The sequence below is a fragment of the Micromonospora aurantiaca ATCC 27029 genome, from assembly GCF_000145235.1.
Lineage (GTDB): Bacteria > Actinomycetota > Actinomycetes > Mycobacteriales > Micromonosporaceae > Micromonospora > Micromonospora aurantiaca.
This window is the reverse complement of sequence record NC_014391.1, coordinates 5,932,434-5,944,826: the sequence shown is the minus strand read 5'-3', so window position 1 is coordinate 5,944,826 and position 12,393 is coordinate 5,932,434. Positions and strand designations below refer to the sequence as shown.

At 72.9% G+C, this 12,393-nt stretch carries 12 protein-coding genes; 7 read left to right on the top strand and 5 right to left on the bottom strand.

Translation table 11 applies throughout. The features are described from left to right. The first annotated feature begins 116 nt into the window (after nt 1–116). Entirely contained in the window at nt 117–1,370 is a 1,254-nt protein-coding gene (locus tag MICAU_RS26380; protein ID WP_013288408.1) for an MFS transporter, read from the top strand. Between the two features lie 58 nt (nt 1,371–1,428). On the opposite strand, the gene MICAU_RS26375 is transcribed toward MICAU_RS26380, so the two are convergent. Next, a complete protein-coding gene (locus tag MICAU_RS26375; RefSeq protein WP_013288407.1) occupies nt 1,429–1,671 on the bottom strand; it encodes a mycoredoxin in 243 nt (80 codons plus the stop codon). A 91-nt stretch (nt 1,672–1,762) separates the two neighbouring features. Between MICAU_RS26375 and MICAU_RS26370 the strand changes: the two genes are divergently transcribed. The 3 genes from MICAU_RS26370 to MICAU_RS26365 all read left to right on the top strand — a co-directional run bounded on the left by MICAU_RS26370 (nt 1,763) and on the right by MICAU_RS26365 (nt 4,770). Further along, nucleotides 1,763–3,886, top strand: coding sequence for an ATP-dependent DNA helicase UvrD2 (locus tag MICAU_RS26370; RefSeq protein ID WP_013288406.1), 2,124 nt, complete (start codon nt 1,763–1,765; stop codon nt 3,884–3,886). Nucleotides 3,887–4,015: 129 nt separating this feature from the next. Next, a complete protein-coding gene (locus MICAU_RS32120; RefSeq protein ID WP_013288405.1) occupies nt 4,016–4,270 on the top strand; it encodes a hypothetical protein in 255 nt (84 codons plus the stop codon). Nucleotides 4,271–4,404: 134 nt separating this feature from the next. Beyond that, on the top strand, nt 4,405–4,770 hold the full coding sequence (locus MICAU_RS26365; protein ID WP_013288404.1) for a WhiB family transcriptional regulator: 366 nt from the start codon (nt 4,405–4,407) through the stop codon (nt 4,768–4,770). A gap of 322 nt (nt 4,771–5,092) precedes the next feature. On the opposite strand, the gene MICAU_RS26360 is transcribed toward MICAU_RS26365, so the two are convergent. The 3 genes from MICAU_RS26360 to MICAU_RS32560 form a co-directional block, all read right to left on the bottom strand. Continuing rightward, the gene (locus tag MICAU_RS26360; protein WP_013288403.1) at nt 5,093–6,439 is read right to left on the bottom strand and encodes an ABC1 kinase family protein; all 1,347 of its coding nucleotides are present in this window, start codon (nt 6,437–6,439) and stop codon (nt 5,093–5,095) included. Nucleotides 6,440–6,449: 10 nt separating this feature from the next. Further along, nucleotides 6,450–7,562 (bottom strand): hypothetical protein, encoded by a 1,113-nt coding sequence (locus MICAU_RS26355; RefSeq protein ID WP_141722597.1) that lies wholly within the window; start codon nt 7,560–7,562, stop codon nt 6,450–6,452. A gap of 178 nt (nt 7,563–7,740) precedes the next feature. Next, nucleotides 7,741–7,908 (bottom strand): DUF5679 domain-containing protein, encoded by a 168-nt coding sequence (locus tag MICAU_RS32560; protein ID WP_007464795.1) that lies wholly within the window; start codon nt 7,906–7,908, stop codon nt 7,741–7,743. A 473-nt stretch (nt 7,909–8,381) separates the two neighbouring features. On the opposite strand from MICAU_RS32560, the gene MICAU_RS26350 reads away from it, so the two are divergent. Together MICAU_RS26350 and MICAU_RS26345 are read left to right on the top strand one after the other, a co-directional pair. Next, nucleotides 8,382–8,903: a M48 metallopeptidase family protein gene (locus tag MICAU_RS26350; RefSeq protein WP_013288401.1), complete on the top strand. Its 522-nt coding sequence runs from the start codon at nt 8,382–8,384 to the stop codon at nt 8,901–8,903. Between the two features lie 112 nt (nt 8,904–9,015). Then, nucleotides 9,016–9,651, top strand: a complete 636-nt coding sequence (locus tag MICAU_RS26345) for a hypothetical protein (protein WP_013288400.1) — start codon at nt 9,016–9,018, stop codon at nt 9,649–9,651. 245 nt (nt 9,652–9,896) lie between these two features. Here the strand turns inward: MICAU_RS26345 and MICAU_RS26340 are convergent, their stop codons facing one another. Beyond that, nucleotides 9,897–11,168, bottom strand: a complete 1,272-nt coding sequence (locus MICAU_RS26340) for a zinc-dependent metalloprotease (RefSeq protein WP_082171395.1) — start codon at nt 11,166–11,168, stop codon at nt 9,897–9,899. A 115-nt stretch (nt 11,169–11,283) separates the two neighbouring features. Here MICAU_RS26340 and MICAU_RS26335 point away from each other — a divergent pair, with 115 nt between their 5' ends. After that, nucleotides 11,284–12,297: a YlbL family protein gene (locus tag MICAU_RS26335; RefSeq protein ID WP_030273878.1), complete on the top strand. Its 1,014-nt coding sequence runs from the start codon at nt 11,284–11,286 to the stop codon at nt 12,295–12,297. Nucleotides 12,298–12,393 lie beyond the last annotated feature (96 nt).

The following is a 12,393-nucleotide window of genomic DNA, read 5'->3' as shown; positions in this document are numbered from 1 at the left end:
GCGTCGGAGGTTCCGGCAAGGGCGTGTCACGAGACAAAAAGAGGACCGTGGAGGGTGTCTTCACCAGCGCCCGCCCCCGACGCGCCCTGGTGGCGCACCCCTGCCGGAGGGAACCGATGCGCACCGTCCTGCGCCGCCCCGACTTCCGTCTCCTGTTCGCCGCGCTCGTCGCGAGCATGGCGGCGGAGTCGGTCCTGCTGCTCGCCCTGGCCGTCTGGGTCATGGATCTGACCGGTTCGGACAGCATGGCCGGGGCGACCATCTTCGCGGTCATCGCGCCGATGACGCTCGCCCCGCTGGTCGGCTGGGTGGTCGACCGCTACCGGAGGCGACAGTTCTTCATCGCCGCCAACCTGGTCGCGGCAGTGCTGCTCGGTCCGCTGCTCACGGTCCGGGACCGGTCCGACGTCTGGGTGATCTACGTGGTCGCCGCGCTCTACGGACTCTCGTACATCACGCTCACCGCCGTGCTCAACGGACTGATCCGGCATCTGGTTCCGCCCGATCTGCTCGCCGACGCGAACGGGCTGCTCCAGACCGTCCGGCAGGGTCTGCGGCTGATCGGGCCGCTGGCCGGGGCCGGTGTCTACGCCGCAGTCGGCGGCTGGCTGCTGGTCCTGCTGGCCATGACCGGCTTCCTCGTCGCGGCGGCGGTGGTCGGGCGGCTGCGCGTGGAGGAGAGCACGCCGTCGCGGCCGGGTCGGCGCGGGCCGTCCGAACTGGGCGCGGGGCTGCGGCACCTGACCGGCGAGCCGGCGCTGCGCCGGGCGCTGCTCGGGTACGGGCTCGGCTCGCTGGTGATGGGCTTCACCGAGTCGCTGATCTTCGCGTACGTCGATCTGGGCCTGCACCGCGACGCCGCGTTCGTCGGCGTGCTGGTCATGGTGCAGGGCGTCGGCGGGCTGGTCGGCGGCCTGTTCTCGGCCGCCGTGGTCCGCCGGTTCGGCGAGGTCGGCGCGCTCGCCGCGGGCGTGACGTTCTTCGGGCCGGCCGCGCTGGCGCTCGCGTACCCCCGGTTGTGGCTCGGGGTGGTGGCGCTGCTGCTGGCCGGCCTCTCGCTGCCGCTGACCATGGTGGGGTTGAACACGCTGATCCAGCGGCGGACGCCGCCGCGGCTGCTGGGGCGGGTCACCGCCGCGTCCGAGGCGCTGGTCAGCGGCCCGCAGGCGCTCTCCATCGGCACCGGCGCGCTGCTCGTCGGCGTGTTCGACTACCGGCTGCTGTTCGCACTCGTCGGTGCGGTCACCACGGCGGCCGGCCTCTACCTGTGGCGGGGGCGCGGGCTGACCATGCCGGTCGCCGGACCGGTGCGGATCCCGGCGCCCGGGAAGCCGGCCGACGACGGGGTGCTCAGCCGCGGTGGTTCCTGAACGACGGCGAGCGGCCGCACCCGGATCGGGTGCGGCCGCTCGTGGCGTCGCGGGCGGATCAGCCGGGCAGCGCGGCCAGGTGCTGCTTGACCTGGGTGATCGAAGGGTTGGTCAGGGCGCTGCCGTCGGCGAAGCGCAGCGTCGGGACGGTCTGGTTACCGCCGTTGACGCCCATCACGAAGTCCGCGGCCGTCGGGTCCTGCTCGATGTCGACCACCTCGTACGCGATGCCCTCCCGGTCGAGCTGCGACTTCAGCCGGTGGCAGTAGCCGCACCACGGGGTGGAATACATCGTCAGCATGGTCTGGTCCTCCAAGGGGTGGCTCGCGCCCGGTCCGATCAGGCCAGGCTAACCGCTGCAACGTCACACGATGCTGGGATGATTCCCTGCTGTGGGCGTTCACTCAGCGGCGGAACGGGTGCTGGCCGGGCTGGATCCGGAGCAGCGGTCCGCGGTGACCGCTCCGGCCGGTCCGGTCTGCATCCTGGCCGGCGCCGGCACCGGCAAGACCCGGGCGGTGACCTCGCGAATCGCGTACCGGGCGCTGACCGGGGACATCGCCGGCCGGCATGTGCTGGCGGTCACGTTCACCGCCCGCGCCGCCGCCGAGATGCGCAGCCGTCTCGGCGTGCTCGGGGTGCAGGGTGTGCAGGCGCGCACGTTCCACGCCGCGGCGCTGCGGCAGGTCCGCTACTTCGCGCCCCGGCTGCTGGCCGGCCGGGCCATGCCGGAGCTGCTGGACAGCAAGGTGCGGGTGGTCACGCTCGCCGCCGCCAAGGTCGGCCTGCGCGCCGACCGGGCCGCCGCGCGGGACCTGTCCGCCGAGATCGAGTGGGCCAAGTCGTCGCTGGTCGAGCCCGGGGAGTACGTCGTCGCCGCGGCCAAGGCGCTGCGCGAGACGCCGTACGAGCCGGCCCGGGTGGCCGACGTGTTCGACGCGTACGAGCGGCTCAAGCGCGGCAACGGGGTGATCGACTTCGAGGACATGCTGCGCGCCGCGGTCTGGGGCATCGAGGAGCACCCGGACGTGGCCGAGCAGGTGCGCAACCAGTACCGGCACTTCGTGGTCGACGAGTACCAGGACGTCAACCCGCTCCAGCAGCGGCTGCTGGAGGCGTGGCTGGGCGGCCGGGACGACCTCACAGTGGTCGGCGACGCCAGCCAGACCATCTACTCGTTCACCGGCGCCACCTCGTCGTACCTGGTCGACTTCCCCCGCCTGCACCGCGGCGCGACAGTCGTCCGGCTGGTCCGCGACTACCGCTCCACCCCGCAGGTGGTCGGGCTCGCCAACGCGGTGATCTCGCAGGCCCGGGGCACCGAGGCGCGGCTACGGCTGGAGCTGCACGGCCAGCGCCGGCCCGGCCCGGAACCGGAACTGCGGATCTTCACCGACGAGCCGGCCGAGGCGAACGCGGTCGCGGCCCGCTGCCGGGCGCTCGTGGCGGGCGGCACCCCGGCGCGGGAGATCGCGGTGCTGTTCCGCACCAACGCGCAGTCCGAGGCGTACGAGAAGGCGCTCTCCGAGGCCGGGGTGCCGTACGTGCTCCAGGGTGCGGAGCGGTTCTTCGAGCGGCCCGAGGTGCGCCAGGCGATGATCGCGTTGCGCGCCGCCACCCGGTCGGCCGACGCGGGAACCCCGCTGCCGGCCGCCGTGGTCGAGGCGCTCACCGCCGTCGGCTGGGCGCCCGACGCGCCCCCGCCCGGCGGCGCCGCACGGGAGCGGTGGGAGGCGCTCGCCGCGCTGGTCCAGCTCGCCGAGGAGTACGCGGCGCAGGCCGAGGAGGAACCGGGCCTGACCGGGTTCACCGAGGAACTCGCCCGGCGGGCCGCCCAGCAGCACGTGCCCACAGTCGAGGGGGTGACGCTCGCGTCGCTGCACTCGGCGAAAGGGCTGGAGTGGGACGCGGTGTTCCTGGTCGGGCTGGCCGAGGGAACGCTGCCCACCACGTACGCGAAGACCATGGAGCAGGTCGAGGAGGAACGGCGGCTGCTCTACGTCGGGATCACCCGGGCCCGGGAGTGGCTCTGGCTGTCGTACGCCACCGCGCGCTCGCCGGGTGGGCGGGCCCGGCGGCCCTCGCGGTTCCTGCCGCAGCTCGACCGGTCCGGCGGCGGGGAGCGGGCCGGCGGCGGCGGGCCGGCGCGGCGGGCCGAGCGGCGCCGACCGCAGGTGGTCTCGTGCCGGATCTGCGGTGCCACGCTGCTCGCCGGCGCGGACCGCAAACTGGGCCGCTGCCCGACCTGCCCGTCGGACATCGACGAGGAGCTGTACGAGCGGCTGCGCGAGTGGCGGCAGCGGGTGGCGGGCGCGCAGAAGGTGCCGGCGTACGTGGTCTTCACCGACGCCACGCTCACCGCGCTGGCCGAGCGGAAGCCCGGCCGCACCGAGGAACTGGTGGCGATCGCCGGGATCGGGCCCCGAAAAGTCGGGCTTTACGGGGATACGGTGCTCGCCCTGGTGGCGGGCGCCACGGTGGACGAGGTCTGCCCACAGAAAACTTCTGAAAACTAGCCGTAAATCGTTTGCCCTCCCCCGAGGGCTAGGAATAGCCTCATGACACACCTCGCGAGCGGCGCCGTTCTGGCTGCTCAAAGGGGATGAGTCCACGGTCGGCACGAGGAGAGTAGGGAGGTGGCACCAATGAAGATCTTCACCTATGAGCGTCTTGCGGCGATGCCGTCTGCCGTCGCTCCGCTGTCGGCTGTCCGGGTGGCCCTCGCCGCTCGACCGTCGGCTCCGCAGGTGCACCAGGTCCCGGTTCAGGCCGAGCTGAACCTGACCGTTGCGCCGATCGCCGGAGTCGAGGGAACCAGTGGCTTCGCGGGCAAGGGCATCGATGGCGCCAAGAAGCGCACGGATGTCCGCGGTGTTCCACCTCGAGGTAGACCGGTCTGATCCATCAGACCACCGGCTCACCTCGAGGCCGCGGAACCCGCATACCGGGATCCGCGGCCTCAGTTTTTTTTGTCCCGCCGAAGTACGTCGGAATGCGATCCACGAGATCGAAGTGAGAGAGAGGTGACCGGAGGATGAGTCTGGCGTTGGCCCCCCTCGACGTGAGCGTCGACGTGGAGGCGAACCTGCCCTGCCGGAAGTTCGACCCCGACCTGTGGTTCTCCGACTCGCCCGCCGAGCTCGAGCTGGCCAAGTCGCTCTGCGGGGACTGCCCGCTGCGCGTCGAGTGCCTGGCCGGGGCGGTGGAGCGAGCCGAGCCCTGGGGCGTCTGGGGCGGCGAGATCTTCGAGCGTGGCGCGGTCGTCCCGCGCAAGCGGCCCCGTGGCCGTCCGCGCAAGGAGGACCTCGCCCGTGACGCGCAGCTCCGGGTCGAGGCGGAGGCGCGACTGGCGGCCAGCGGGCTGTCCGAGTCGCGTAGCTCCGTCCGGCTGGCAGCCTGACAAACCTACGTTCCGAAACCGACCGATGCCGGTGTCCCTCCACCGGCCGACCTGAGAGAGAAACCCTGATGCTGAACCTGCCGAACGGATTCGAGATGCAACTACTCCACGAAGCGTTGTCCAGGGCCCGAATGCGCCGGCCTCAGGCCGGTCGCACCACCACGAGCACTGAGGCAACCCGTTCCGCCCGTACCGTCGCCATGCGGGGTCGCAGCCAGTCGGCCCGCGACCTGGGCGTTCTGTAGAACGATCGCGTGAGGAAGGGGCGGTGACCGACAGGTCACCGCCCCTTCGCCGTGCCCGCGCGCTCGCCGGCTTGCGCTCAGACCACCGGCGCGAAGCCTGGTAGCCAGCGTTCCAGGATCGACCGGTAGGACGCCTTCGCCTCCAACTGGCAGAGCACCCCGATCGAACCCAGCGTGACCCGGTGGATCATCAGGTACGACGGGGGCAGGTTGAGCTGCCGGCTGAGCTGGTAGGCGGGGGAGCGAGGGCTGGCCAGCCGGGTCGCCTCGCCGCGCAGCCAGGCCCGGGTGAAGCGGAACTCCTCCGCGGCGATCGGCTCCAGCATCGGACGCAGGAAGTCGAGCACCGCCGGGGCGTCGATCGACTCGGTGCGGCTGACGAAGCCCTCGGCGCGCAGCCCTTCCACCACCGCGTCGGCGTCCCCGCGCAGCGCCAGTGCTGCGATCCGGCCGATCGGCTCGGGCGTGCCCTGCGGCATCCGGGCCACCGCTCCGAAGTCGATCACGCCGAGCCGGCCGTCCGGGAGCAGCCGGAAGTTGCCCGGGTGCGGGTCGGCGTGCAGCAGCCCGGCCCGCTCCGGCGCGGACAGGTGCAGCTCGGCCATCAGCCGGCCGGCCTCGTTCCGCTGCTCCTCGGTGCCCTCCCGGATGATCTGGGACAGCGGAATGCCTTCCACCCACTCGGTGATCAGCACCCGCGGCGCGGCGTCGAGCACCTCCGGAATGAAGATGTCCGGGTCGTCGGCGTACGCGGCGGCGAACGCCCGCTGCGACTCCGCCTCCAGTTCGTAGTCCAGCTCCTCGGTGATGCGCTCGCGCAGCTCGGCCAGGAGCGGCTTCACGTCCAGCCCCGGCTGGATGGCCCGGAACATGCCGCCGAGCCGGGAGAGCTGCTTGAGGTCGGCGAGCAGGGCGTCACCCGCCCCCGGGTACTGGATCTTCACGGCCACGTCCCGGTGCTGGGGGCCGCCGTTCGGCCCGTACCCCGGGTCGCGCCAGACCGCGCGGTGCACCTGGCCGATGCTCGCCGCGGCGGCCGGGGTGTCGTCGAACTCGACGAACCGGTCGCGCCAGTCCGGGCCGAGCTGCTCGGCGAGCACCTTGTGCACTGTCGCCGCAGGCAACGGCGGCGCGGCCTCCTGGAGCTTGGTCAGCGCCTGCCGGTAGGGCGCGGCGACCTCCTCGGGCAGCGCCGCCTCGAACACCGACAGGGCCTGGCCGAACTTCATCGCCCCGCCCTTGAGCTGCCCGAGCACGCTGAACAACTGCTCGGCGGTGCGCTGCTGGATCTCGGCGGAGATGACGTCGGACGCGAGGCCGGTCACCCGCTTGCCCATGCCGAGGACGGTTCGACCGGCGAACCCGAGCGGCAGGGCGGCGAGTTTGGCGGTGCGGGACACGGCCCGGCGCGGGATGTCGGTCACCCGGCCATTGTTACCGACGCGGGGCCTCCGCTGCTGCCGTGCGGCGGGTAGTGGCCGGGGCCGACCGGATCGGGCGACGCCGGCAGCAACCGCAGGAGGGGTGTGGGGGCCACCGTCGGTAGCGGACGCGACCCGGACCCCGGACCTCCACCGCGCCGCCGAGCGTCTCCGGCTGGGCGCCGTCGAGCTGGGCCAGCACCTCGGCCGTGGCGAAGGCCGCCGCGGCGAGCCCGGTGGCGGCGGCGCAGGCGCGCGCGCCCCGGTCGGCGGCGAGCTGGGCGGCGAGCGCGGGCCAGTCCGGATCCCGGTCGCCGCGGTGCAGGTCGAGGCAGCGCAGGCAGGGGCCGGCGGGCGGGCGGACCAGCGGACCGACCACCGGTACGCCGCCGCGCAGGTCGAGCAGCAGATGGGGCTGACGCCGGCGGGCGTACCCGGTGGCCAGCAGCTCGGCCGGACGGTCGACGCCGAGCTGCACCACCAGGTCCGGCCGGGCCGCCCGGGACGGGCCGGTGACAGTTCCGGGCGCGCATCGTTCCAGCGCCGCGCGTACCGCCGGGGCCAGCGGACGGCCCAGCTCCGCGGCGGTCAGGCCGGTCCCGACCAGGTCACCCGCGCCGACCGGGCCGGCCAGATCGGGTACGACGTGCCCGACCCCGGCCTGGGCCAGCGCGACGGCGACCGCTGCGCCGAGGCGTCCCGTACCGGTGACCAGCACCCGGGCGGCACGGCGGCGGCGCAGCAGCCGGGCCGGTGTGCCGGGCAGGTCGGGCGACGCGAGCGCCAGCGCGGCAGCCTCGGCGGCCAGCCGGTCCCGGGCCGCTCCGGCCAGCTCGCGGGGGAGCAGTGCCTGTGCCGGCACCACCAGCCCGGCGTCCCGGAGGGTGTCGAGCAGGGCGCGTGCCTCCTCGGGCGGGACTCGCGCGGCGCCCGCCCCGGCCAGCACGGCGCGTTCGCTGCGGGTGCCGTCGAGCAGGTCGAGCAGGCGGGCCGTTCCCGGCGAGGACATCTCCAGCAGCACCGCGCGGCCGGGCGGCTCGCCCAGCTGGAGCGTGTGCCGGTCGCGCCAGAGCCGGGTCAGGCCGGGCAGCAGGACGGGACGGACGAGCGGTGTCGGATCGGTCACGCCACTGATCGTGACCGTCTCCACGCGCTCCGTCGCTCGTTGTCCACAGGTGCGGCGAGCCGTGGCCAGCGTTGTCCACAGGATCTCGCCGGTTTTCCACAACCAGCCGGTAACTGTGTCGGCTACACGACGGAGGAGGACGGCCGACGGCCGTCCTCCTCCGCTTCTGCCGTACGGGTCAGACCTTGGCCTTGCCCAGGATGCGGTTCACTGTTGTGCCGCACACCGGGCACTTGCCCTTGGCCATGTTCATGCCGGTCTTCGAGACCTCCACGTGCCCCTCGAAGTCCCGCTTCTCCTTGCACTTCACGCAGTAACCGTTGTAGGTCTGGGCCTGGTCGGCCACGGTAGCCTCCTCGTCTCGTCCGCCGGAGGTGTCCCGGCGGGTCTCCCTGCGGCGGCCCACGCGTGGCACCGGCGCCGGGGGTTCTCCGCGGTCAGTCACCTGACCGTGGTTGGCGGACCCTACCCAGGTCTGGGCGGTTCCATGTCAGCTGTACGCCGACTCTGTGAGCAAGTCGACGTCGAGAGTGTGCATGCCGAGTAACGTCGGATAAGTCAGTTTCGCGCGGACACGCCGGATGAATGCACCCAGATCCGCTTCGCGCGGCCCTCCGACAGTCACCCGTCGTAGATCACTTAACGTGAACAGGGTCGGTCAGGTGATGGTCAGCTACCGTCGCAAAGAATTTTTTCCGGACTCCTGACAATCAACCGCCACTTTCCGGGCGCGTGTCGTCGTGTTGACTCTTGCGGAGTCCTGGTCAGTACGCATTAGCTTTCCATCGTGACAGTCAACCGAGGCTGCGCGGACCGGTAATGGCCGTGACGCGGAAGCCCGTCGTCGAGGTGCGGCGCAGCCAGCGTCGGCGGCGCACGGTGTCCGCGTACCGGGACGGTGAGCGCGTCGTCGTGCTGATCCCCGACCAGTTCTCCCGGGCCGAGGAGAGCGAGTGGGTCGACCGGATGCTCGCCCGGCTCGCCGCCCGCGAGGGACGGCTGGCCCGCTCGGATGCCGAACTGCTCGCCCGCGCCACCCGCCTGATCGATCTCTACCTGCCCGAACACGGGTCGGCCGCCGCGCCGGCCAGCGTCCGCTGGGTGACCAACCAGAACGGCCGCTGGGGCTCCTGTACGCCCGCCGACCGCACCATCCGGATCTCGCACCGGGTCCAGGACATGCCCGACTGGGTGATCGACTACGTGCTGCTGCACGAGCTGGCGCATCTCATCGTGCCCAGTCACAACGCCGACTTCTGGGCGCTGGTCGCCCGCTACCCGAGGTCGGAGCGCGCCCGCGGCTACCTGGAGGGCGTGGCCGCCACCGCCGCCATCCCCTGACCACCGCCCATCGCGGTCGATCATGAAGTTGGCCTGGCGTTTCGTCCGCTTCGTCACCGCCAACCTCATGATCGTGAACGGACGCGGGTGGGGCGGGGGTTAAGGTCGGCGAATGTCGCGACGTGTGGTGGTGGCGCTGCTCGGCCCGGTGACCTGGACGCCGCCCGGAATCGATCCGGCGCGATGGCGTACCGCGCTCGCCGAGGACGTGGTGGACCTGCTCGCCACGCTGAACGAGGTGGAGACCGCGGTGGCGGTCACCAGCCGGGACCGATGGCTGGCCGACGCCGTGGTCTGGCCCGGCACCCAGGTGTACGAGGTGCCCGAGCCCACGCCGAACGCGGTGTTCACGGCGCTGGCCGGTGACCGGGCGGCCCGCGACGGCGGGGCGGCCGGCTACGACCAGGTGGCGGTGGTGGCGGCGGACGCGCCGGACGTGCCCGGTCTGACGCTCGGCAAGCTGCTCCGGCCGCTCACCACCCGGCCGGTGGCGGTGGCCCCGGTCGAGGGGAGCGGAACCGGGCTGCTGGGAGTGGCGGCGCGACTGCCCGTACCGGCGTGGCTGCCGACGCTGGACCTGGACACCACCGCGCCGGCCGAGGTGCGACGGGCGGCACCGAGCCCGGGCGACGTGGCGGTCACCGCCGGCTGGCACCGGATGCGCGGCCCGGCTGACCTGGCCGCACTCGATCCGGCCGTCGAGGGCTGGGAGGCGACGCGCGCCCTGCTGTCCGGCCGCCCCGTCTAGACCTTCCGCCACCCCGCCGCCTCCGCGCCCGCCCTGCCCGCACCGCGCTGCCCGCATGGCCGCCCTGCCGCCGATTCGCCGATCTTGGAGTTGTGGCACCTCACAGAAGCCGCACTCGGGACATCCTGGGCGCCACAAGTCCAAGATCGACGGTGAGATGGGCGGGGCGCGGCGAGGGCGGGGCGGGGGCGGGAACGCGGACGGGGCCCGCACGGTGAACCGTGCGGGCCCCGCTCGCGTACGTGTCAGTGCTTGTCGTCGTCCTCGCCCGGGGACTTCTCCTCCGGGGCGCCGGGGGCGGAGAAGTCGAAGTTCGCCAGCTCGTCGTCGAGGTCGGTGCTCGTCGTGGCGAACGCCTCCGGGGCGGCGAAGTCGTCGTCGGAGGGCAGCAGGTCCGGGTGGCCCCAGACCGCGTCCCGCCCGGCGATGCCGCGGTGCTCGGTCAGCGCCGCCCACAGCACCGTCGCCTCACGCAGGCGGCGGGGCCGCAGTTCGAGGCCGACCAGCGCGGCGAACGTCTGCTCGGCCGGGCCACCCGCGGCGCGGCGGCGGCGGAACGCCTCGCCGAGGCGTACGACGTTGGGGAGGCGGTCACCGGCGGCGCTGTCGACGACGTGGCAGACCCAGCCCTCGACCAGGGCGAGCACGGTCTCCAGCCGGGCCAGCGACGCCTTCTGCGCGGGCGTGTCCTCGGGCGTGAAGATGCCCTCCAGGGCGATCGCCTGCATCGACTCCGGGTCGGTCGGGTCGACCCGGCCCATCGCCTCCTCGATCGCCTCCCGGTTGACCCGGATGCCCGCGGCGTAGTTCTCCACAGCCGTCAACACGTGCCCGCGCAGCCACGGCACGTGCTGGAACAGCCGCTGGTGGGCGGCCTCGCGCAGGGCCACGTAGAGGCGTACCTCGTCCTCGGGCAGTTCCAGGCCCTCGCCGTACACCTTGATGTTGGCGGGGACGAGCGCGGCGGTGCCGGCGGGGCCGAGCGGCAGGCCGATGTCACCGGCGGAGAGCACCTCGGCGGCGAGTGAGCCGAGCGCCTGGCCGAGCTGGCCGCCGAAGAGGGCGCCGCCGAGCGTGGCGACCATCGACTGCATCGGGCCGAGCTGGGCGCGGGCCTCCGGCGGCACCAGGTCGCCCATCGCGCCGACCATCCGGCTGGCCACCGGGTCGCAGAGCTTGCGCCACACGTCGAGCGTCTTGAAGATCCACTCGTTGCGGTTCCAGGCGACCGAGGTGCGGATGCCGGAGGGCCACGAGGTCGCCGGCTCCAGCCAGAGGTCGGCGATGCGCAGCGCCTCCTCGACCGCGTTGCGTTCGAACGGCGACACCGCCGGGTCGCCGGCGGCGGCGAGCTGGCTGGCGGCTACCTGCCGGGCGAGGTCCCAGTTGACCGGCCCGCTGCCCGGCGCCGAGAGCAGGTGCTGCAACTGCGACATGAACTGCTGCATCGCCGCGGGATCGTTGGGGTCCGGTGGTTGACCACCCGGGAGCGCGAAGCCGAACGGAATATCAGGCACGACGTCTACGGTACGCGGGGCCCGCCGCAGGTCGTGCCACTCGGCGTTGCGCTGAGGGCGAAGTCCGCCGGTCACCGCGCCGGATGGCACGGTACGGATCGGTACGCTCTGGCCCATGAGACGTCGCGGCGTGACCGTCCTCCTCGGTGCCCTGCTCACCGCCCTGCTCAGCGTCGGCGTGCTGAGCGTGCCGCTGCCGTACGTGGTGCTCGGCCCCGGTCCGACGGTGAACACGCTGGGCAGTGAGGACGGCAAGGAGGTCATCCAGGTGACCGGCCGCGCGACGTCCACCTCCGCCGGTCAGCTCCGGCTCACCACTGTCGGTGTGCAGCCGACCGTGCGGCTGCGATCGGCGCTGGCCGGATGGTTCTCCTCGGACGAGGCGGTGGTGCCGCGGGAGCTGGTCTATCCGCCGGGGGAGTCGCAGGAAGAGGTCGAGAAGCGCAACGCGGAGGACTTCCAGAACTCGCAGACCAGCGCCGAGACGGCGGCGCTGCGCGAGCTGGGCTACCCGATCAAGGTGCTGGTCAAGGCGGTCACGCCGGGCGGCCCGTCGGTCGACGTGCTGCGCCCCGACGACGTGGTCACGTCGGTCGACGGGGTGCCGGTGACGAGCGCGGCCAAGCTCACCGAGCTGATCCGGGCGAAGCCCGCGGGCACCGCGCTGACGATCGGCTACACCCGGGGTGACACCCCGGGTACGGCGACGGTGACCAGTCGCGAGCAGGACGGCCGGCCGCGCATCGGTGTGGAGATCGACCAGCAGCAGCCGCACCCGTTCACCCTGAAGATCGACCTGGGTGACATCGGCGGGCCGAGCGCCGGGCTGATGTTCTCGCTCGGCATCATCGACAAGCTGGAGCCGGCCGACCTCACCGGCGGGAAGATCATCGCCGGTACCGGCACCATCGACGACGAAGGTCGCGTCGGTCCGATCGGCGGCATCGCGCAGAAGCTGGTCGGCGCCAAGGACGCGGGCGCGAAGGCGTTCCTGGTGCCCGCCGACAACTGCGCCGAGGCGGTCCGCAACCCGCAGCCGGGACTGCCGCTGCTGAGGGTCGCCACGCTGGGTGAGGCATTGAAGGCACTCGAGACGCTGCGCGCCGGGGGACAGCCGACGCGCTGCTGAGGCGGGCCGGGCGGCGGCCGGCGGGCGGATCGTGACGTGACCTTGACCCGACGTGCTCAGGAACACCCCGTACTCTTGGTGCCTGGTCGGAGCCGA

Coding starts and splice junctions, on each gene's coding strand:
- MICAU_RS26380 (WP_013288408.1), top strand. CDS start 117: ATGCGCACCGTCCTGCGCCGCCCCGACTTCCGTCTCCTGTTCGCCGCG.
- MICAU_RS26375 (WP_013288407.1), bottom strand. CDS start 1,671: ATGCTGACGATGTATTCCACCCCGTGGTGCGGCTACTGCCACCGGCTG.
- MICAU_RS32120 (WP_013288405.1), top strand. CDS start 4,016: ATGAAGATCTTCACCTATGAGCGTCTTGCGGCGATGCCGTCTGCCGTC.
- MICAU_RS26365 (WP_013288404.1), top strand. CDS start 4,405: ATGAGTCTGGCGTTGGCCCCCCTCGACGTGAGCGTCGACGTGGAGGCG.
- MICAU_RS26350 (WP_013288401.1), top strand. CDS start 8,382: ATGGCCGTGACGCGGAAGCCCGTCGTCGAGGTGCGGCGCAGCCAGCGT.
- MICAU_RS26345 (WP_013288400.1), top strand. CDS start 9,016: ATGTCGCGACGTGTGGTGGTGGCGCTGCTCGGCCCGGTGACCTGGACG.
- MICAU_RS26335 (WP_030273878.1), top strand. CDS start 11,284: ATGAGACGTCGCGGCGTGACCGTCCTCCTCGGTGCCCTGCTCACCGCC.